Annotated in this window: 19 protein-coding genes and 1 pseudogene; 13 read left to right on the top strand and 7 right to left on the bottom strand. The window is 52.0% G+C overall.

Annotated elements, in window-relative coordinates:
• Position 1: 1 nt before the first annotated feature.
• Entirely contained in the window at positions 2 to 970 is a 969-nt protein-coding gene (locus ACZ45C_RS00870) for a hypothetical protein (protein ID WP_012289555.1), read from the bottom strand.
• Positions 971 to 1,181: 211 nt separating this feature from the next.
• On the opposite strand from ACZ45C_RS00870, the gene ACZ45C_RS00865 reads away from it, so the two are divergent.
• Positions 1,182 to 3,206 carry a GmrSD restriction endonuclease domain-containing protein gene (locus tag ACZ45C_RS00865; RefSeq protein WP_115864490.1) on the top strand — a complete coding sequence of 675 codons (2,025 nt, stop codon included), beginning with the start codon at positions 1,182 to 1,184 and terminating at the stop codon, positions 3,204 to 3,206.
• Positions 3,207 to 3,444: 238 nt separating this feature from the next.
• Positions 3,445 to 4,134 carry an SOS response-associated peptidase gene (locus ACZ45C_RS00860; RefSeq protein ID WP_379765289.1) on the top strand — a complete coding sequence of 230 codons (690 nt, stop codon included), beginning with the start codon at positions 3,445 to 3,447 and terminating at the stop codon, positions 4,132 to 4,134.
• 107 nt (positions 4,135 to 4,241) lie between these two features.
• Here ACZ45C_RS00860 and ACZ45C_RS00855 read toward each other — a convergent pair whose 3' ends face one another.
• Both ACZ45C_RS00855 and ACZ45C_RS00850 read right to left on the bottom strand, forming a co-directional pair.
• Positions 4,242 to 5,744, bottom strand: coding sequence for a hypothetical protein (locus ACZ45C_RS00855; protein ID WP_379765291.1), 1,503 nt, complete (start codon positions 5,742 to 5,744; stop codon positions 4,242 to 4,244).
• Between the two features lie 243 nt (positions 5,745 to 5,987).
• Entirely contained in the window at positions 5,988 to 7,016 is a 1,029-nt protein-coding gene (locus ACZ45C_RS00850; RefSeq protein WP_379765294.1) for a Cdc6/Cdc18 family protein, read from the bottom strand.
• Between the two features lie 233 nt (positions 7,017 to 7,249).
• On the opposite strand from ACZ45C_RS00850, the gene ACZ45C_RS00845 reads away from it, so the two are divergent.
• The 5 genes from ACZ45C_RS00845 (at position 7,250) to ACZ45C_RS00825 (ending at position 11,031) form a co-directional block, all read left to right on the top strand.
• Positions 7,250 to 7,687, top strand: a complete 438-nt coding sequence (locus ACZ45C_RS00845) for a TRAM domain-containing protein (RefSeq protein ID WP_460560784.1) — start codon at positions 7,250 to 7,252, stop codon at positions 7,685 to 7,687.
• A 92-nt stretch (positions 7,688 to 7,779) separates the two neighbouring features.
• Complete coding sequence (locus tag ACZ45C_RS00840; protein WP_210113745.1) at positions 7,780 to 8,610, top strand: type IV toxin-antitoxin system AbiEi family antitoxin domain-containing protein; 831 nt, start codon at positions 7,780 to 7,782, stop codon at positions 8,608 to 8,610.
• Between the two features lie 5 nt (positions 8,611 to 8,615).
• Positions 8,616 to 9,419 (top strand): nucleotidyl transferase AbiEii/AbiGii toxin family protein, encoded by an 804-nt coding sequence (locus ACZ45C_RS00835; protein ID WP_210113744.1) that lies wholly within the window; start codon positions 8,616 to 8,618, stop codon positions 9,417 to 9,419.
• A gap of 366 nt (positions 9,420 to 9,785) precedes the next feature.
• Positions 9,786 to 10,619, top strand: coding sequence for a ParA family protein (locus ACZ45C_RS00830; RefSeq protein WP_012289551.1), 834 nt, complete (start codon positions 9,786 to 9,788; stop codon positions 10,617 to 10,619).
• Entirely contained in the window at positions 10,612 to 11,031 is a 420-nt protein-coding gene (locus ACZ45C_RS00825; RefSeq protein WP_010890437.1) for a hypothetical protein, read from the top strand. Before ACZ45C_RS00830 ends, ACZ45C_RS00825 begins: the two co-directional genes overlap by 8 nt.
• A 652-nt stretch (positions 11,032 to 11,683) precedes the next feature.
• Here ACZ45C_RS00825 and ACZ45C_RS00820 read toward each other — a convergent pair.
• On the bottom strand, positions 11,684 to 12,232 hold the full coding sequence (locus ACZ45C_RS00820) for a hypothetical protein (RefSeq protein WP_144798072.1): 549 nt from the start codon (positions 12,230 to 12,232) through the stop codon (positions 11,684 to 11,686).
• 219 nt (positions 12,233 to 12,451) lie between these two features.
• On the opposite strand from ACZ45C_RS00820, the gene ACZ45C_RS00815 reads away from it, so the two are divergent.
• Entirely contained in the window at positions 12,452 to 12,889 is a 438-nt protein-coding gene (locus tag ACZ45C_RS00815) for a DUF8071 domain-containing protein (protein WP_144798071.1), read from the top strand.
• A 122-nt stretch (positions 12,890 to 13,011) separates the two neighbouring features.
• Positions 13,012 to 13,308 (top strand): hypothetical protein, encoded by a 297-nt coding sequence (locus ACZ45C_RS00810; protein WP_206668669.1) that lies wholly within the window; start codon positions 13,012 to 13,014, stop codon positions 13,306 to 13,308.
• A 130-nt stretch (positions 13,309 to 13,438) separates the two neighbouring features.
• Here the strand turns inward: ACZ45C_RS00810 and ACZ45C_RS00805 are convergent, their stop codons facing one another.
• Positions 13,439 to 13,879: a hypothetical protein gene (locus ACZ45C_RS00805; RefSeq protein ID WP_144798069.1), complete on the bottom strand. Its 441-nt coding sequence runs from the start codon at positions 13,877 to 13,879 to the stop codon at positions 13,439 to 13,441.
• A gap of 382 nt (positions 13,880 to 14,261) precedes the next feature.
• On the opposite strand from ACZ45C_RS00805, the pseudogene ACZ45C_RS00800 reads away from it, so the two are divergent.
• Positions 14,262 to 14,423 (top strand): annotated as a pseudogene (locus ACZ45C_RS00800) (AAA family ATPase); the annotation flags it as partial.
• On the opposite strand, the gene ACZ45C_RS00795 reads toward ACZ45C_RS00800, so the two are convergent.
• On the bottom strand, positions 14,416 to 15,690 hold the full coding sequence (locus ACZ45C_RS00795) for an IS4 family transposase (RefSeq protein ID WP_460560795.1): 1,275 nt from the start codon (positions 15,688 to 15,690) through the stop codon (positions 14,416 to 14,418). The pseudogene ACZ45C_RS00800 and the gene ACZ45C_RS00795 overlap by 8 nt on opposite strands.
• A gap of 19 nt (positions 15,691 to 15,709) precedes the next feature.
• On the opposite strand from ACZ45C_RS00795, the gene ACZ45C_RS00790 reads away from it, so the two are divergent.
• The 3 genes from ACZ45C_RS00790 (at position 15,710) to ACZ45C_RS00780 (ending at position 18,500) form a co-directional block, all read left to right on the top strand.
• The gene (locus ACZ45C_RS00790) at positions 15,710 to 16,678 is read left to right on the top strand and encodes a Cdc6/Cdc18 family protein (RefSeq protein WP_460560788.1); all 969 of its coding nucleotides are present in this window, start codon (positions 15,710 to 15,712) and stop codon (positions 16,676 to 16,678) included.
• Between the two features lie 549 nt (positions 16,679 to 17,227).
• Complete coding sequence (locus ACZ45C_RS00785; protein WP_144798067.1) at positions 17,228 to 17,971, top strand: hypothetical protein; 744 nt, start codon at positions 17,228 to 17,230, stop codon at positions 17,969 to 17,971.
• A gap of 163 nt (positions 17,972 to 18,134) precedes the next feature.
• Complete coding sequence (locus ACZ45C_RS00780) at positions 18,135 to 18,500, top strand: hypothetical protein (RefSeq protein WP_144798066.1); 366 nt, start codon at positions 18,135 to 18,137, stop codon at positions 18,498 to 18,500.
• 915 nt (positions 18,501 to 19,415) lie between these two features.
• Here ACZ45C_RS00780 and ACZ45C_RS00775 read toward each other — a convergent pair.
• Positions 19,416 to 19,757, bottom strand: coding sequence for a hypothetical protein (locus ACZ45C_RS00775; RefSeq protein WP_460560790.1), 342 nt, complete (start codon positions 19,755 to 19,757; stop codon positions 19,416 to 19,418).
• Positions 19,758 to 20,018: the final 261 nt, after the last annotated feature.

The following is a 20,018-nucleotide window of genomic DNA, read 5'->3' as shown; positions in this document are numbered from 1 at the left end:
GTCACCGACCTCCTGTGTTGGCCCACGCGTCAAGTAGTGGGTTCGTGGTGAGTGTCGTACTCGTGCCGTCGGCCATGACGCCGGTCCCGATATCGGTAGTTCCGCCGGAATCTCCTGGGGTAGGGGGTGACGCCGGCTGGAGGCCCACCTGGTCGGCACGGGCAGTGAGCATCTTTCGCCAGTACGCGAATGTGGTCTGGTAGTACGCGCCGCCGTCGACGGGATAGACGAGCGTCTCGAACTCGTCGCCAACGAAACGTGGCCCCATCCGCGTCTGTTCACACTCCAGATGATGATCGGCGGTCGTTTCGATCGGCGCCGTGAACTCGTTGGCAGTCGTGCGCGTGACGAGGACGGGGACATCGTAGCCCCGTGCATAGGTACTGAGACGAGCGAGAGCTCGCGCCTGGAGCGTCTGCGCGTGTTCTTCCCCCAGGGTATCGTCGTCCCAGTACTGGGCATCGAGCGCCGGGACAACGATGAGCGACGGCGTGTGTGGCGAGGTCTCCTGCTCGTGGCTCTGCCGTTCTCGGTGCGTTGCTACAGCGTCCGCGGCCGTGGCTTGCTGGACGTGCTGGTTGACGGCGTCGGGCAGGTCACAGAGCGCGCCGTAGTGCTGGTAGGCGGTGAAGCCGCGGGCGACGTGAATCCGGTCGAGTAAGCGCTGGCTGGGCGTGAGGCGGGCGAGTGAGGTGGTTGTCGCGTGGCCGTGGGCGTCGATCCAGAAGGCCGGTCCGTCGCTCAGCAGGAGGTGGTCGAGCACAAGCGACTGGAGAATGGGGACGCCACGCCCTCCCTCGATATCGAGGAGCGTGATGCCGTTATCGAGTGAGGGAAACAAGAACTCGTCAGGCGGCTGGTCGGCCGTCCCGGTGAGTGACTGCTGATTGCGGTCTGCGCCACGCGTCGGCTGGTTCACCGCCAGCTCGCTCTTCGTTGATCGCGACCTCGATGGAGATCCCTCGGACATACCTCACTAGACGGAGAAGTGTCCGATAAGGCGTGGCGTGTCGTTTCCACGTTTCATAGAACGATAGAGCTGGTAGTCTAAACGGCGTGCAGTATTCGGGTTATAGTTCTCTGAACCCACGTTTCCGGGTTGTTTCAAGAATACGCTGGCTGACGAGGCGGAAAAGGGTCAACCACACAGATTTATAACTCGACTGCGAATGTGATTCTCTATGCGGAATGTGAGCTTGGACGTCGATGACCGACGTCTTGACGACGTAATTACTCAGGTCGGGAAAGGAAAATACCGCATTCCAGAGTTCCAGCGAGAATTCGTCTGGGACCGAACCGACGTCGTCGATCTCTTCGACAGTATCTACAAGAGTTACCCCATTGGGAGTTTCTTCTTCTGGCGAGTCCCGCACGATATGTGGGACTTCTTCCGAGATGTCGACGAACTCCAGCAGCCCTCACTTGAAGAAATCCAGCGGTCCGAATTCCCCGAAATCAGTTTCGTGCTTGACGGCCAACAACGGCTAACCTCGCTCTACGTTACGCTCAACGGAATGAAATATGCGGACACGGACTACAGCCGCATCGTCTTTGACCTTGACGAAGAGACGTTCAAAGTTGCAGAAGGCAAAGCCGACCACCTTGTACGAGTCTGTGACATCTGGGACGACAAACGGGAGGTTCGCGACGAGTTAGAGGGCGATCGATATGAGGCGTTCACTGATTGCAACGATGCGCTGACGAAATACGAACTCCCGCTTATCATCGTCAAGACGAACGAAGTTGAGAGCGTCATAAACATCTTCGAGCGGATCAATCAGAAAGGGACGCGACTCAGCCGCTTCGATATAGTTAACGCCAACATCTGGTCAAGGGATTTCAATCTTCGTAGCCGCATCGACGAGGATATTTTCGAGCACTTAGACCAGATCGGGTTCGGGGAGATTGACAGAGGTACCGTGACCCAGACCCTGGCTCTCAACATTGATGGAACGTGCAGCACGGACGCTCAGAAGAATCTCGATCCCGATGATGTCAGAGAGAACTGGGAGGATACCAAGGAGGCTATGATCTCCGCGATTGGCTATCTCAGAAAACAACACGGAGTGAAACGGTCCGAGTTCATTCCGTACGAAGGAATGATTCCTGTGCTCGCATATTATATGTATGAGACAGATCGCAGGAATGTCGACCCAGACCACCAGGAACAGATAGACCGCTGGTTCTGGCGGGTCGCTCTCTCGGGTCGGTACAGCAGTTCTGCACAGACCAGAATGACTGAAGATAGCAAACTGATCGACAGGATCATCGCAGGAGAAGATGTTGAAATCAACTTCACGCCGCAGATTAGCACAGAACGCCTCAAAACGACCAATATCAAGCGGTCCACTTCAGGCCTCAGGAATGCATTCCTCTGTCTCCTTGCACGGAACCGACCTCTTCACTTCGAGGACGGCTCAGAAATCGACCTAACGGAAAACGAGTACGCTGACTTCCGTCTCAACAAGCATCACATCTTTCCGAACGCCTATCTTCGGGGGTTAGACTACTCGAAAAAGGAGCGGAAGAGCATTATGGACATTACCTTCATTCCTGCCGAGCTTAACCGCCGTCTCTCGGACACCTCCGCAAAAGAGTACTTTGGAAGACTCGCAAATGATGTAAATGAGTTTGAGCGAATCATGGATTCGCACCTTATCCCCCATGACGAGGACTCGGGTATCTGGGACAACGATTATGATACGTTCCAGGAACAGCGGGCGGAACTCGTATACTCCGAATTCATGGAACTAATCGGGGAGTATTCTGCTCTCGAGTCTGATCTCCGAAATGACCCTCAGAGCGCCGTCAAAGAGACGGAGGTTTTGGTTCGGGACTTCATTGATACAGAACTCACTCTAGCAAGCGATGGAGGCACGTTCTGGGGTGAAGTCCCGAACGATGTGAACTCGAACGTTCAGCGGCGTATTAGCGAGGAGCAAGACAGTAATCCCGAGTTCACTGTCGACTCTGATCGAGACAAACTTGACTTCTGTAACGTGATGGACTACGCAAAGATTATCAACGCTCGCTGGGACGTTTTCGGGGATTATCTACCATCGAAATCAGCGGTTCAAACCCGGTTTGAGGACTTCGCAGAATTCCGCAACGCCATCGCTCATCATCGAGAAATCGATCGATTCACCGAAATGGATGGCCAGGTCGCTATCGAATGGATAAACAGCTGCATTAGCGAAGAGTACTAAACCACCTTCGGTTAGGGGCCGAAGAAACGCTCTCCAATATTCAGATTCTGACTCTCGGAACGTACCGTCTAGAAGCGGTTCAGGAACTGAATTTAGGTACACGGCAGCCACCTGTATTAACCAACACTCCGTAGGGTAACTCCTAACTGTTGGTTAACACTGTTGACGGCTTTCCTGCTCTCATTCTACGCCGCACAGCTACCATACTTTGATGCTCACTCTCCTCGAGAAGGGAGATATGTGTGGGCGAAACGCGCTGTTCGCCACCCAGGAGGACCTCGAGAAGCACCTTGAAGCGGAGGTCGTCACGGATGGCGGATACGTCCCGAGATACAATATCGCCCCTGGAGAGCAGCTGGACGTCATCACCAACCGGGCCGCCGACGAGATCGACCAGTATCATTGGGGCCTCCTCCCGTCGTGGGCGGACGACCCCGGCGAGGGAATTATCAACGCTCGCTCTGAAACGGCAGCCGAGAAACGAGCCTTCCGCGATGCCTGGGATTCGCGCCCCTGTCTCGTTCTCTCGTCGGGGTTCTACGAGTGGCAGACGCGGGACAGCGGGCCCAAACAACCGTATCGAATCTACCGCGAGGACGCCCCGGCGTTCGCGATGGCCGGCCTCTGGGAGGTCTGGGAAGGAGAGGAATCAGCCATCCCGTGCGTGACTATCCTGACGACCGAACCGAACGATCTGATGCAACCAATTCACGACCGGATGCCGGTTGTCCTCCCCGACGGCGACGAGGAGACATGGCTCACTGCTAGCCCGGACGAACGCGAGGAATTGTGCCAGCCCTATCCGGAGGAGGACTTGACTGCGTACGAAGTTTCGACGCGGGTCAACAGTTCAGGGAATGACGACGCCACAGTAATCGAACCCCTAGATCACGAACAATCGGGACTCGACGAATTTAGCTCGAGATGACCGATACTGATTTTCGGATAGAATGTCTACTTAGCAGGTTCATTTCGAAGGAAAACTGTACCAGCTTCGTCAACCAATGCTGGCTATAGTCTCGTCATTACCTCTAATCAGAGCTGGCTGATTCCACTTCTAGATTTATTGCAATTCTGCCTCTCGTCTTTCTGCTCAACTGGTTCTGTCCACCAACGGTTGAACTGTCTATCTAAAGTCTGAGTAACACGCATAGGGAGCTCGGAGATGATCGAGACGTTCGTATCTAACGAGTTGAAAGACGTCCCCAGTATCCAACTCCGGCTTTTTTCGGTGATAATGAACCGGTCGTGAAGCGGAGTTAGCTTCGGACCGCCATTCTGGTCCATGATCCTTAGAATCTCCACGGTTTGTCCCTGATTCTTGTACCTGGTCAATTCGCTTTCCAGCTGCGATGCATTTCGTAATACCGAAGTTATGAACCAGACATCGATATCAGAATCTAGACTGTCTACGAAGTCCGTCAGACCGTCGACATCCAGATACGGGTCAACCACCTTTACGGTTGAAGAAACATCTCTTTGAATACTGTCAAGTGCCCTATCCGCAACGGCACTCTCTGCCTCAGTTATCCACCCCCTTGACGTAGTCCCGCCTCCGAAATCAATTTTCCTTTTATCCCAAATCTGCTCCCCAGCTACTATAGTGGGATGCCCACTGAGGTCTGATTCTGGATACAGTTCGGGCGGATCTTCATCGGAGCTAGAATCACTTTGGCCAGTGCCACCGATGGTGATATCGGTGACTACTCTACGAGCCACGGGGAAATCCTGCTGATTTACAGTTTCTCCATTGATTAGGACTTTGATGAGTTCTTCACTTGATCCATTTGCCTGCTCAACCTCGCAAAAACCAGTGCTTTCGTCGCCACCATACGAAATCACGACTTTTCGCGCTCCTTCACCGCCACCAGAATCCTCCTCAAATTCAATAGAGTCCTGCCATAGAAGCTCTCCGTACTCCCTTCGTTCCAATACCACAGCAACGTCTTCCCGACTTACGAGGTCGGCGTTCAGGTCTACTCTCCACTGATTGTCGAACTCAGCGTCGACTCGGAAGTCCTCAAACTGGATAACCAAGCTTCCCCAGTAGTCGTGATACCGAGTCAAATCAACGCCAATCTCCTCTTCAACTATCTCATGGGCCTTCGCCTGCTGGTCGTCTGAGAGTTCTGGAATCTCATCTTCCCTCACCCAGTGCTCAAACTGTAAAGCCGGTCGCGTCGAACCCCATTGTAGATCATCATTCGGGTATACACGCTCCATCCTCACATCGCCCTGAAGCTGATCAATAACCTGCTCGTCATCGGGTGTACTTCGCTCCAGCGTCGACTCAAACCGATCGACTCTATCAGTTGGATCTACCGGAATCAGTGTTAATAGATCGCTTAGGGGGACAGGATCGACCGCCACGAAACAATCTTGACGCACTTCATGGACCGTTTCATCCAAAGATTGTGTCGTCCCAAGAGCAAAATATACTCTCCAGCCACCATCAACCTCTGCCCACACTTGGAGCATAGACCCCTCAGCGCTATCCTCCACACATTCATCGATCCAACTTTCAGCAATTCCGCGCATAGAGGATAGATTAAAACAAACACCACTTATCCGTTCCCACTAGAAAACAGAATTAGCATTCCTAACCATTCTATCTAAAGGGTTCTTATACTACTGATCTCTCTAGGCATCACATTTTCAAACCTATCGTATTTCAGTCGAACCGCTGATGGACATTTCATAATATCACTTGGTTCGAGCGTTTGCCGGCTGGGTGTAACGAAGATATGAGAACGTGTCTATGATATCTTGGATTTTCGCAGCTTATTGGGTTACTGATGGTGCCGTCGAATCGACGAGCGAGTACTCGCGGTCACGACTCGTACCCTCTGCCTCGAGGACGTTGTACTGCGTCATCTTCGACAGATACGTGCGGATGGTGCGTTTTGTCCGTGGATCGTCGACTTTCCGCTTGTAGTGGTCGTAAATCTCACTTGGCCCGAGGGGCCCGTGTTCCCGGACGACGTCGTAGACGACCCGCTGGTGCGGGATAAGCGAGTCGAGATTCTTCTGCTTGATCTGAGCGCGAGCGTCTTCCGCAGCGTTGAGGAGGATATCATCGGTGATTCGCTCTCTACTCTCGCGGTCGGCTTTGCTCGCGGCGGTCCGAAGGATGCCAATCGCGAGACGAGCATCACCAGCAGCGGCGTCGGCAATACGGTCGAGTTGGTTAGTCGTAATGACGTCCTGGTCGAGCCCTCCTTTCACACGAGCAGCGAGGATGTCGTGGAGTTGCTCGTCGTGATACTTGTCCATCCGGACGTGTTCGCTGGATCGAAGTCGACTCACGAGGCGGTCGTCGACGCGGCTGAAGAGGTCTTCTTCCTTATTAGCGATACAGATCACCGCGAACTGCGGCAGGCTATGCAGGTCGTAGATAACGCCCGGATCTTCGAGCTGGTCGACCTCGTCGAGGATGATGACTGTCCGTGGCCCGTCGTACTGTTGGAGCCGATCGATGAGTTCGTCATGGGGCGTCGACTGTCGGTGGATATCGATGGTTTCGCCGAAATCATCGAGAATCTGGTAGAGTGTCCGATAGCGCGTATAGTTGCGCCAGCAGTTGACGTAGGTCGCTTCGACGTCCAGGACCTCCTCGCGAAGGCGCTCGGTGACGAACTGTGAGATACAGGTTTTCCCAGTGCCGCTCGGTCCAGTGACGATGGCGGTATCGGCGGGTTCACCATTCGTGATGGGTTCGAGAACGCTGGAGAGGTGGTTGACTTCGGCGTCACGATGCTCGACTTCTCGAGGGACGAACCCGGCGCGGAGGACGCGAGCATCGCGTATCATGAATTCGGTATAAAAGTGATTCTGCGGCAGGTCATATAAGAGTGACCGGGTCGCTTCCGGAAAGGAAGCACTTGTAATTGGGTTCTACCCGGATACTGTATCGCTGGCAGGCGATTCTGCTGGAATTGCACCTCATAGTTTTCCGGAAATTCCAGGAAACACGAGCCTTCCTGAATAGATACCTATCTTCGCGGAAGATAACCGATTAACTACCAGGGGCTGTAGGTCAGCGTATGGTTGAGGTTCCAGAGTCGCTCCAGAGTCTGTTTAGCGCAACTGTAGAAAAACGAGGAGAGACATATACACTCGAAGTTCCGCAAACTGAGATTGATCACGGCGCTATCTCTCCTGGTGAAACATACCGGATCGGCGTACTCACGCAACGACAATCCTCGACGAAGACAGCTGACGAACGCACAGCACAGGAGCAGCCCGCTTCGTCCGAACGAAATTCTGGACCACCTACCCCACCGGTCACTGAAGGGGAAGTCCGTGACGTGACGATCGAGACAGTCGGCGATCAAGGCGATGGAATCGCGAAGGTCGAACGCGGCTATGTCGTTATCATTCCAGGTGCGCAGCCCGGTGACGAGCCGACCATCGAAATCGACCAGGTCCAAGAGAACGTCGCATTTGCCAGCGTTGTCGATACCGGCCCTCAATCACTCTAACTAGGCTCATAATCCGGTGTCTGCCCGGCAGGGTGGAGGAGGCGCAACGTTGAAGCCTGCCGGGCTTCATATTCTATGTACGAAATGCAGGTATGAGTTCCACACAAGAGACCCAAACTATACGGCAGGGACTTTCGACCCGTGAGAGCCGACTCCTCTCGCATCTCGCCGCGGAGGGCCACCAAATCATCTCGATCGACGATATCGAGGCGACACTCGAGGTCGCGCCGAACACCGCCCGCGAGATCGCCTCCCGACTCACCGAGAAAGGGTGGCTGGATCGGCTGCTCCCCGGCCGATATCTCATCATCCCACTCGCTGCCGGTGAAGAGGCCGTATATACGACCCACGAGTATCTCATCGCCTCGCACGTCGCTGAGCCGATGTACATCGGCTACTACAGCGCCCTCAGCCATCACGGGCTGACCGAGCAGGTTCCTCGAACCGTCTACGTCGTCACCCCAACGCGAGCCCAGAGTCGCGAGATTCACGGCGTCCCCTATCGCGTTGCGACGGTCACCGAGCGGAAGTTCTTCGGCTACGAGCCGACGTCCATTGAGGGGACCGCCGTGAACATCGCCGACTTGGAGAAGACGCTCGTCGACTGTGCCGACCATCCCGAGTACTGCGGTGGTATCCGAGAACTCGCGAAAGCAATGGTCGCCGCGGACGACCAGGACTGTTCGTGGGCGACCGTCGGTGAGTACCTCCAGCGACTCGACAACGGTGCGGCGACCAAGCGAATCGTCTACCTTGCCGACCAACTGGATATCGACCTCCCAACGCGTGAGACGCTCGTCGCGTCGTTCACGAGCGGGTATTCGCTGCTCGACCCGACGCAGAGCGAGCAGGGATTATACGACAGTGAGTATCGCCTCCGAATTAACGTTGACCCGGGCACGCTCGGTCCGACGGAGTCCTGATTCTAATGATCAGTCAAAACCGACTCCGTGTCCTTGCCCGTGAGCTAGGTGTCCGCCAGGGCTATGCTGAGAAGAACTACGTCAACTCCTGGATTCTCTGGGGTATCTTCACGAGTGACTTTGGCGAGAACCTCATGTTCAAAGGTGGAACGGCGCTGAGCAAACTGTACTTCCCCCAGTCGTGGCGATTCTCAGAGGATCTCGATTTCGGCGTCGAAGGTCAGTACAACGAATCAGAAGACGACCTCCGTGATGTCCTTGACACAGTTACCGAGCGCTCCGGGATTGAGTTCACCATCAGCGAGCACCACGAGTCCCGCCAGCAACACTATCCGACACACTACGTCGACATGAGCATCCAGTATCGGGCGGTGCTTGACCATCCGAATACGACCAGTCTCGACGTGATGGTCGACGAGTACGTCGCATTCGACTCGGTTCACCATACGCACTCCTACGAGGATATCCCGGAGTTCGAACTGCAGGCGTATAGTGTCGAAGAGATCTTCGCGGAGAAACTTCGGGCGATCTTCCAACGGGGTGCTGCCAGAGACTACTACGATCTTTATCAGCTCTTAGAGACCGAATCTGTTGAGATTGAGTTCGACGTTGTCCTGCCTGCCTTCGAAGCAAAGTGCGACCACGACGACCTTGACGTCGATCTCACCACAGGTCTGCCGGGTGACCAGCGCGAGGACATTCAGCGCCAGTGGGAAACCTCACTTCCAGACCTGACCGGTGATCCACCGCTGTTCGATACTGTTTGGAAGAGACTGGACGAGGCCGTCATTGACAAAGGGACGGAGTAGGTACGAATCCTCTCGCCTGCGGCACGTACTAGCCCTGCACTATTAGGGGTATTCTGAAATCGGATACTATTCTAAGATAGCATCCTATTCATAGAGATTTTCTATCGATACTACTTATGCTATTTTAACAATTCAGGCTACCTTTGCTACTCATACTATTCATGCTATTCTTACTATTCAAACTATTCGGTCTATCTTGGCGATTCGGGCTATTCACTGCCCTTAGTTATAAGAGGGGATAGGGCACTATTCCAGAATAGCATGGCGGGAACGAATAGCGGGAATAGCATAGATAGCACGAATAGCCCAAATAGCCCGTACGAATCCGTGGATACAGCGGGGAATTCTCGGGCTGTCTCAGTCTGCATGCTGAAGGGTGGCGTTGGCAAGTCAACCATCGCAGTGAATCTCGCGCGTCAACTCGCCACCCACGACCATGATGTCCTCCTCATTGACCTCGATCCGAATGGACACGCTTCAGTCGGTCTCGGGTTCGATGACCACTATCACAATACAGACGAGGGCATCGGTGAGGTATTCTTCGATGAGGCAGATCCAACCTCAGTCGTCTACGATACCGAATATGAATTCGATATCCTTCCCTCGAGCGAGGATCTCGAGCAAGTCGAGCGAGAAATCGTCGTCGGTGACGTCTTCCAGCCGTCTGCTCTGTTGAAGCGCGAAGTCGTTGAGCCGCTGCTGGGCGACGAATACGACTTCATCGTCACGGACTCGCCCGCATATCGCTCGCGACTGACCGACAACGCTCTCGTCGCGACGTCTAATCTTGTTCTTCCACTAGCGCCCGGCAACGAGGCGATGTCCGGACTGGAACGCACTATCGAGCGCCAGATTGCTCCGCTGCGAAAGCACATGGACGTCGACGTCCTCGCACTCGTCCCGAATATGCTGGATGGGCGTATCGACCAGCAAACGCAAGATCGCCAGCTCCTCGAACGGCTGAACTCCCACAACAGCTTGCAGGACCGTATTCCGAACTTCGCTCGAATCACGGATTGGGAGGCTGTGGGCAGCGGCGACATTAGTCCGACACCAGGTATCCGAGACCGAACGAGTATCACGAAAGCGTACGGTGAACGCAAACCGCTATTGGACTACGACGCCAACTGTGATCAACTGAAGAATTTCGACGAACTCGCGCACATCGTCGAGGCCGGTGAGGTGGTCCGGCATGGCTGACGACGGTGACCCGTTCGCAGATCTTAGTCAGACGCTGGATGACGATGCTGACGATCAGGACGAGACGAAGAGTGAACAGGAACCGCGCGAGCCACCCGCCTCAGACACGACAACCGAACACGTCGACGAACCGGATGAGGGGGACGTCGAGGAACTGGACCCGATGACAGATACTGCCTTTTCATACGAGGCAGCCAATCAACGGCCGTTTTACGCTCGCGAAGAGACTATCGAGAACTTCGATTCCTGGCTGAACTACGAATTAGAGCGCGAGCTAAGTACTCGCGGCTATCAGAATATCGTTGTCCGTGAGATGACTGATGCGTTGCTGCGCACGGTTGTAGAGGAAGACTTGGTTGACGAGGTGGCTGAACGGTTCGAGCAAGAACGAAAGAATGCGATTTCAAAATAGTCTGAATAGCATTCTATTTCTTTTCAAGGAGAACGACGGGGGGATGTCCATCTCTTCAGGAAGGAGGTTTACTGGAATAGGTCAAATAGCATGAAAAGTATTCTATTCATATATGCACCTCCACAAGGGCACGGGACGCATGAATTCTGGATGCGTCCATCGCTGCCCGACGAACTATATTCGCGTATCTGACCAGAGAGAACGGGTTTCTACGTTATAGATCGGTAAAACAACTCGAAAATGGACGCCCACCTGTAGTTGCGGATGCCAAGATTGCTGTACGGGATTCAATTTAGACGATCTCCACCGAAACCACCCGTCAGAAAATGTTGGTTATGTTTAAATACGCTTCCTCAGACACACTTACCTCCGAAACAGCCGGTCGCTGAAGAGTGCGAACTGAGCGGACTGAGTGATTTAGAAGAGACCAATAATCCATATTAAGGATGAGACGACAAATCCACTAATAAATGCCAACAACAGGAAGATAGCGGCCCATCGTCGTGCGTTATCTGGGAGATACGGTATCTCACTCGGATAAATTGGGGCAAACGTCCCTTTTCATCAGAACCGCTTCCATCTATATAAGATATTAGAAGACCTACACTATCATTACTGCTGCTATAGAGTAAAGACCTAACTTTGAGAGTGATTACTCAGAGTATTCCATTCTATTAGTCACAACATGAGTATCGTCATCTTCAGTGGGGTCGAAATGATTTTCAACTATTTCTACTCTACTTGGAAGACTCGATTCCAATTCTAAAGTAACAAAATATGGCTTATGATCCAAATCATCAGTACATGAACCGGTGAACAATCCTGACTTATTCCCCTCCTCTATCCAACCAACCCCAATATGTAATTCATTCTTTACATCCTCAAAATCAAGATTCCTAATTGTTATCGCATTACATGTACTTGAACCATAAGTTAGAATACCTTCGATATATACTTCGTTTTCTTCACTGTCGAAGTTTATCATGGGTTTCTCAGATGGGGGTATGTTTTCGTCGGTTTTATGTGTGAGAGTCTCACCCCAACCAAACTCCACTGAGTCTATTTCTTCCGGGAGGTTATCTAATGGATCCTGATCTGACCGCAAAAACAACCACCAAGAACCAAATCCGGAAATTGAGGCAGCAACCCCAATTTTCATTAATCTGCGCTTTGTAATTTTTTGATCTTTATTGGTACTCATATTACTAATCGAGGAACACCTCACAAATACGGAGGGCCATATGTACCACCTATGAGTTATTGGATTATAAGCATTTACATGGTTCCATCAGTAGCGCCAAATAATCGGTGTCTCACCTGTACTGAACGATTCGTGAGTCTCCTGCATTGCTCACAGGAGAGAGCGAAGATTCGTAATCTCGCCGAAAGGTTAATGAGAAATGTAATCAAATGACACTATATGGAAGAGAGTCAGAACCGAATTGGAGCGTTCCTCGTCGGTGATGATCTCGGTTTGACTAAACGGTGGGGAGTACTAGCTGCTAGCCTCTTCATCGTCATCTTCACCTTCTATCTGTTCGACTACTACCAGACGGTTTATGCGCTCATTCCGGGGCGAGTGATTGTCTACGGGGCCGTAGGAATACTAGTTCTGTTGTCTGCGTGGCAGGCGTATCAGAATCGTAGCCTCGTAGCGAGTCTCTTGCTATGTATCGCCCCCGTGACTGCGCTCTTCATCCACATTATTGGAGAGGGTCAAACCGTCGATCCGGGGGTTGGTGAAACACTCCTACTCGGCACCGGATGGGGGCTAGCCTTTGGTGTTCCACTTGGTGTTCTTGGCTTCATCCTCGGATACGCAGGTCAGAGATACATCGACTCAGAGATTCCAACATAACCACGCACCTCCGTTTATTATTCTGTTGAAACCCGATTTCGAATCTGTCTTCAGCCTCAAAAAGAAATAACAGTTAGTAATCTATACGTTGACGTACCTTGCCATTCCCGCCCTCACATCTGTTGGTCATTTCCTTCCTTGATATCGGATCACTGCCCCTCATTATCCTGCCATTGTTCGTCGAACTTCTGGTACTTATCCGCGGAGTATACACCCGTGAGCCAACCGACATCGTGCTCGCTACCGTCTCGGTGCCCTGCCTTCTCGTTTCGATGTGGGCCATCATGGAGAGATTGAACTCGTCAGGTGGCGTCTACTGGGGTGAATTGTTCTCGGCAGCCGCCGGTGGGCTTCTGATGTTCCTCGTCGTTATGGATGCCGCCATTGGATTCGCCGTTCAGACACGCTCGACGGAGTGACGATCTTCTGTCGGTACGAAACGTCGACAGAAGTATGTGTACTGATTGTTGGATATATCCTCTCTACTGACCCCAACCGGGTTAAGACGTCTCACCTACTGAGAATTTCAACAGAGCCAGCCAAACCAAACTAATTAGAGATCGAGTTTATTAGTTCCTTAGAAGCAGTTTTGAAGCGTTCTGTTCGTACGATTGTGTGGAGAAAAACTCCGATAGCAAGGAGAATCCCTGCGATAATGGTGAAGAATCCAATGAAGAATACCCCACCAGATTCGACTGCGTACAACGTGTATAAGCTCGCTGCACCGAGTAGGAACGTTAGCCCTCCGAAGATAGCAAGGAAGACTGACGCAATGCTGAATTTCTCTACCAATGCTTCAATTACGACAACGACACCGAGTAGTGCCGGAACGACGAGTTCAGGACTAACTGGTATTGATCCAATGGCTGGCCACGTAGAGTATGGTTGCGGAAGATAATTGAACGTCATTGCGGCAACGAGAAGAACTGCTCCGGCGAACAGTAACTTGGTGGCTTGGAGGGCCGTTCGTGTCGGGGTATTCGCAGGCATACAACCATGTTAATTGTTCACCAGCATATAATTATGGGATTGGTTGAATTATTTAACTTAATAAGAGAAAAGAGACTATCCGGTGAGTAGAGAGCGCGTATTGACCACTAAGATTCCTCCCAGTCCGAAGTGATGTATCGATAGCGGTACAAGATACAGGCCGCAGATACGGTAAGGGATTGCCTGTACTGGGCGATTCGTGAGTCCTCTGTACTGATCGGAACCGGGCAGAAATGTGCTCCCACTAAGAATTTCAACAAAGCCCAGCCGATTCTTCTGCTGAGAGACAGTGAACTCACAGTTTCAGAACGCCAGGACATATTCGGAAGATTCGGAAACACCACACTTCCATTTATTAGCCTCGCCTCTCGTGTCGACAGCCATGATCACGGACGCTCGGGTACTCCAACCGGAGTTCATCCCACGGGAGGTGACGCACCGAGACGCCGAAGTCAACACGCTCTCAAGCGTCCTACAGCCCATTCTTGATGGAAACTCTACTGACCCCGCATTCCTCCACGGCCATTCGTCTTCAGTTAAGACTCACACCTCGGACGTGTAGCGGTAGCGAGCGTCTCTTGTAAGATCGGTCGCTGCCTGTGGATCTTTTGAGCGTCTTCGATCAGTCGTTCAACCAGCGGCGGTGGTGAGTAGCCGAGGTACTCACCCAGTTTGTGGAGGAAAAGCTGGGCGTGCGACCGGAAGGTCGCCGCCCAGCGCTCTGTCGGAAACACGAGCTCATCATCCGCCTGTTCAGTGACCAGATCCAATAAATCGCGGCTTACAAGCAGCGACAGCAGTGCTGCGTATAGTAAGATCTTCACCACGTGTTCGTCGCTCGTGTCGAACTCATCCAAGTTGTACTGCGTCTTCAGCTCACGGAACAACAACTCAACTTCCCACCGACATCGGTAGATCTGCGCTAAATCAGCCGGAAAAAACTCCTTCCTCGTCAAATTCGTCATATACAGATGGTAGTCGTCGGCGTCCTCGTTGCGGACGCCGACGACGCGGAACCTCTTCGTATCCAACGACTGCGTCCCGTTGTACGGTCCTCGTTTGAACTCCACTTCGACCTCTACATCGATGTACCTCCGGTCAAGATCGTCGAGAACAGCTCGGAGCTGCTTGCCCTCCAAGGGAATGGCGCGGCCGCGCCATTCCCGTAATTCTGCCGTAATCACCGGGTTCGCGTTCTTCTTCAACCGGCTGACGAAGTAGCCGTCGTTCTCGTCGATCAGCGCAAACCGGCGGTACTTGAAGTAGGCGAGATCGAACAGCATGAGACGGTTCTCAAGCCATGGCCCTGTCTTGAACAGGGTGCTGTCGTGTGCTTTCTCGTCAGCAGTATCAATCTGTTCGATCGTCTGCTTTGTGGCATTATGGAGCAGGTGGAGCTTCGCTCCAGCCTGCTCCTCATGGGGGGCTTCGAACTGATCTGAAAGAAACTCATGTAACCGCAACACCGTTCCATCAGCGATCATCACATCTCTGAACCGGTCGATATCAGCAGCTGTCGCGTCAGGAACAGCGACCTCGTCGAGACCGCGCTCGACGAGGTCGCGGAGGTACTCCGCAAGCGTCGGAGTCAACCGCTGATAGAACCCACTCGGTGAGATCGTCTCATCGGCAGTCGAGTTGTAACAGCGTCTAAACCCGGCGAGTGTTCGGCTTTCGCCTGCGGCGAAGCCGAACACGAATGTCCAGACGAAGGCAGGAATCTGAAGCTTTCGGTCACGTTCGACCACGCCGAGTTCCTCGGCGTGCTGTTTGAGGAACTCAGAGGGAAACAGTGTAGTGAGCCGACGCATAATTCGAGATGAGGAGTCCTTGTCGTGCACAGACTGGACTTCCTCATTCCTTCCGAAAGATGTCCCGATAAACCACCGCAGTTACGCGGTTTCTTGCTTAACTGAAGACGGATGCCTCCACGGCCCATCCGGCGTCGGGAAAACCTGCATCGCACAGTTCACCGTTGAACGACTCCGCGAGAACGTCGTTGACCTCAACCACCAGTACGTCAACTGCTGGGAGGACTACAGCCGCTTCAAAACGCTCTACACTCTCCTAGAGGGCATCAACAAAACAATCGATATTCACCGACAGTCAACCCCGCGAGACCAGCTCCTCGACCGTCTCCGCGACTACGACGGCCCACCCTACGTCGTCATCCTCGATGAAGTAGACCAGCTAGAAGACAAGAGTCTCCTGTACGATCTGTACCGGATTCGCGGCCTCACAATGATCCTCATCGCAAACAATGAACAGGGAGTCTTCGCAGATGTTGATGACCGGATCAATAGTCGTCTCGCCAACGCCACTCGCATCCATTTCAGACAATACCACCACGATGAATTGGTTGCTATCCTCCAAGATCGTGTCCGATGGGGGCTTAATCCCGATGTTATCGACAAAAAGAAACTCGAATCGATTGCGAATAACGCGGCTGGTGATGCTCGCGTAGCAATTGGAATCCTTCGGCAAGCTGCTCGCACTGCTAACGCTCAACAGATGAATGAAATCCCCGATGACGTTATTCGGAAAGTGACTCCGGAAGCGAAATCGGAAATCAAGCAGAAAACCGTTGATCGTCTCACTACCCACCAGGAAGTCCTATACGAGACCATCACCGAGTACGGCGAAATCCCACCGAATGAATTGTACGAGGAGTATTGTAATCGCGTGGGTGATCCGAAGACGCAACGCATGGTCCGGAACTACTTATCGAAGCTTGAGCACTACAATCTAATCGAGGCAGAAGGCAACACACGGGGACGAACCTACCGCACAGTCGAGTAAGTGAGCCCTGTGGACGTCCTCATGTTTAGACAGATTCTTGCCCGAAACAGTTGACCGCTGAAGACTGCGAATTGACCGATTACTTGTTCACCACTCGTTTTTTATAAATAAGATATGCTAACGGACTCATTAGAAGATAAATGAGAGCAGTCATTCCCAAAAATAGCTCGCTAGAATCTATTGCTAAACTGTAAAATAAACCGAGTCCAACAAGAACGTACGCTGCTGCGAGTGCCCAAATTATTGGCCTTGTTGAAATCCTCAGAGAGTGATATATCTGAACTGGGTTCTGTCCGTACAGGTGAAGGACAGATAGCTCAGTACACACCCTCAACGACCAACTGTCTCGGTTTGAAATCCGTTTGAAAGCATAGAACTCCCCACAAGACCTTTTATAATAAGGCGGAACGGGTGAATATGTACCGACGGACTCTCCTTGCTGGTCTCTCGGCCACTTTCGGCGGGCTCGCTGGTTGCAATACGCCGGGAACTGGGTCTACTAATTCAACGAACTCAACTGGGCCAGAATCTGACTCAGAATTCTCTGGTATGTCGATCCCTGACCTTCCCGGTGAGGGTGGCGTTACTTGGTACCACAAAGCTGATGAAACAACACAGGCGTTCGTCCGCCCAAGCACCGAACGAGCGGAATTACCCACTCAAATTGAATTTACGTTTTTCAATCGGTCACAGGAATCCACCAGCTGCGGCGGCTGGGATTTATACAAATTACAGGAAGATCAATGGTTTCACATCGGCCCGTACGCCCACGACGGCATCTGTGAAAACCTCCCGGCGGGTGAAAGTGAATCGTGGACAATAGAGGTAGCGGCTGATGAGATGGATAGCAACCATGAGGATCACTTTCCGTACCTCGGTGGAGGCCACTACGCCGCCGTGGCGGGGTACGGGCACACAACATCAGAGAGTGCCGCTCTCGTCAAGTTCGACGCACCGACGATCTCGGTCGTACCAACGGACGATGTAACAAGCGAGTCAGACGGAGACACAGTGACCGTCACCGTCGAGGAGTGGCAGACAGAGTCCGATGATGGGGATCGAGGCATAGTCACACTTGAACGAGCACAGACGGCCGACCGCAAAATGATCGCTGAACAGGTGATGCAAAATCGCGGATACCGCAACCTGCTCGCGCATATGAGTTCGGACGTTGAACGGGTGGTTCTCCGCACAAACAAACGAACAGCCGACGAGATTGTTGGCTTTGACGCCGAGACACGCCGATTTCAATACGCCAACCAAGCGTACCGCGTTCGGAGAAACGAGCCGTAATTACGTGGATCGAGAGGGCTGAATCTCAGAGCTTGGTTGAATCTCTCAGCAGCTGACCACATCCTGACACAGCTACGGTCAATACAGGAAACTCGCAGATCGCTTAGACCATCTCGGTTTGACCCACAAGGCACATACGTAATGTAGGACAATTTGAATGTATATGATTTTGAACAAGCGAACAAGTGAGATTTTAGCGGCTACAGCCGCCTTTCTCTTTGTTCTTGGGACGTTGACTGGGTTGCGGGTCTGGGACTTGGAGCCCTCGACTTCAGTACAATCGGCTATAGTCTGGGTGGGTGCGCTCCTTATTACCGCCATCGTTGTCTTCCGGGCGTTTCAGGGCGCAGATCTCGTTGGGAATTGGATACTCGCATTCGGCCCATGTTTTGGTTTCACACTCAATCTGTTCATCCCGATCATGGCGGGGCCGGGCGCTTTCATATTCCCAGTTGGAAGCGGAGCAATCATCTCTGGCGTGATTACAGTAGTTGGGTACTTGATCGGACGGGGTTTCAGCGAGGTTTGAGATGAACAGGACGCGTAACCGGATTCAATAAGCACTCTTCGTCGACCGGCTGTTTCAGCCGATAATATGTCTGAAGAATAGGATTTCAACAGAGCCAAATTATTCTTGTCATACATAATGGTGGTTGCCTGACGAAATAATGATTGTGGGCCTTTGGTCTGTACTGAGCGGTTTGTGAGTGATCTGAATTAAAAGAGAAGGACCGGTACAACTCATCATCTGTCTGCATTTTATTGGATTCGGGTTTTATAATAATAGGTTGCAAGTGCTACAATTCCCGGAATGATAAGCAACAGCAGAATAGCAACTGTTAGTGCGACCACAGACGGATATTTGAATCCCTGTTCTCTTGAGTCAAAGAGAATCCAAATTGTAGCGACACCGATAAACGGGACCCATAGAACTGCTGCGAGTGGACCAAGGAGCCCTACCCGCGAGGATACAAGTCCAATCGCCAACCCAGCAACCGCTAGGATTGTTATCTCCCACCGGGAGAGGTCTTGAATTCGCCCGGTGACACGTGCAATCGAATTCATTTTCTTATTTAAATAATTCTTTGGCAATCACTTAGTATTTTGGCAATTATTTCGTATGAGTTCACCAAACTAGCGGCTCAGAAGTCCGGGGGTACAGCAGAGCCGAATAGCGAGTCTCGTACGAAGTAGCGGATCTTTGCCCTGCAGAATCTTTAGGTATGTTCTCTTCTGAAACAGTTGGTTGCTGAAGGGTACGTACTGACAGATCTGTGCGTATCTCACTTGTACTGAGCGATTTGTGAGTCTCCTGTACTGACCGCAACTGGGTCAGAAAATATCACTTGCTGAGGGTTTCAACAGAGTCTTATTAGTCTGTATCAGCCGTAACGGCGTAGAAGTTTACCCGACTATACTTTCAACAGATCGTCAAAGTTCTACGTTATTCTACGGGTGTGATTCTCCTAATTGCCTCTAATGATGTACCTAGAGAAACAGTTAGGGCAAGTACAATCAACCCAATCACTAACTGATCACGTAGCTCCAAGTATTGACCTAACTCCTCAATTCCAAGCGGAGCGATATAACCTGCAATAAGCGCCCCAACAATAGCGATTGTCACCACTACTATTCTCTTATCTTCTGGGACAGGCTTAAAGACAAACCAACCAGCACCGACAGTGGGAATTAATACAATCCCCGCTATAAATGAACCTCCCGTAGCTATCAGGAATAAAACCATTGTGACAGCCGCACACCAAAGGGCTATTTTTCGAAGTTTCATACAAATAAGTTCATAATAGCGCCACTTATACATTTGTGTTACATATTATTCCGACCTCTCTATTATCGAACTGGGTAAATGCTAACTCTTCTGTACTGTAGTGAGCGATTCGTGAGTCCCCTGTATTGACCGTAACGGGAGTAACACGTATCACCTACTGAGGACTTCAATAGAGCTGGCTCTGTTGAAATCCTATTCTTCAGACACAATATTAGGTGAAACAGCCAATCGGTGAGAACTGCGCAGGCCCCAACAAGTTCT

It is taken from the genome of Halorubrum pallidum (assembly GCF_055380345.1).
Note: the sequence above shows the minus strand (reverse complement) of the source record. Positions and strands in the feature narration are given on the sequence as shown.

Coding starts and splice junctions, on each gene's coding strand:
- ACZ45C_RS00825 (WP_010890437.1), top strand. CDS start 10,612: ATGGCTGACGACGGTGACCCGTTCGCAGATCTTAGTCAGACGCTGGAT.
- ACZ45C_RS00870 (WP_012289555.1), bottom strand. CDS start 970: ATGTCCGAGGGATCTCCATCGAGGTCGCGATCAACGAAGAGCGAGCTG.
- ACZ45C_RS00820 (WP_144798072.1), bottom strand. CDS start 12,232: ATGAGTACCAATAAAGATCAAAAAATTACAAAGCGCAGATTAATGAAA.
- ACZ45C_RS00840 (WP_210113745.1), top strand. CDS start 7,780: ATGAGTTCCACACAAGAGACCCAAACTATACGGCAGGGACTTTCGACC.
- ACZ45C_RS00855 (WP_379765291.1), bottom strand. CDS start 5,744: ATGCGCGGAATTGCTGAAAGTTGGATCGATGAATGTGTGGAGGATAGC.
- ACZ45C_RS00795 (WP_460560795.1), bottom strand. CDS start 15,690: ATGCGTCGGCTCACTACACTGTTTCCCTCTGAGTTCCTCAAACAGCAC.
- ACZ45C_RS00815 (WP_144798071.1), top strand. CDS start 12,452: ATGGAAGAGAGTCAGAACCGAATTGGAGCGTTCCTCGTCGGTGATGAT.
- ACZ45C_RS00865 (WP_115864490.1), top strand. CDS start 1,182: ATGCGGAATGTGAGCTTGGACGTCGATGACCGACGTCTTGACGACGTA.
- ACZ45C_RS00775 (WP_460560790.1), bottom strand. CDS start 19,757: ATGAAACTTCGAAAAATAGCCCTTTGGTGTGCGGCTGTCACAATGGTT.
- ACZ45C_RS00845 (WP_460560784.1), top strand. CDS start 7,250: ATGGTTGAGGTTCCAGAGTCGCTCCAGAGTCTGTTTAGCGCAACTGTA.
- ACZ45C_RS00830 (WP_012289551.1), top strand. CDS start 9,786: ATGCTGAAGGGTGGCGTTGGCAAGTCAACCATCGCAGTGAATCTCGCG.
- ACZ45C_RS00780 (WP_144798066.1), top strand. CDS start 18,135: ATGATTTTGAACAAGCGAACAAGTGAGATTTTAGCGGCTACAGCCGCC.
- ACZ45C_RS00785 (WP_144798067.1), top strand. CDS start 17,228: ATGTCGATCCCTGACCTTCCCGGTGAGGGTGGCGTTACTTGGTACCAC.
- ACZ45C_RS00860 (WP_379765289.1), top strand. CDS start 3,445: ATGTGTGGGCGAAACGCGCTGTTCGCCACCCAGGAGGACCTCGAGAAG.
- ACZ45C_RS00805 (WP_144798069.1), bottom strand. CDS start 13,879: ATGCCTGCGAATACCCCGACACGAACGGCCCTCCAAGCCACCAAGTTA.
- ACZ45C_RS00835 (WP_210113744.1), top strand. CDS start 8,616: ATGATCAGTCAAAACCGACTCCGTGTCCTTGCCCGTGAGCTAGGTGTC.
- ACZ45C_RS00850 (WP_379765294.1), bottom strand. CDS start 7,016: ATGATACGCGATGCTCGCGTCCTCCGCGCCGGGTTCGTCCCTCGAGAA.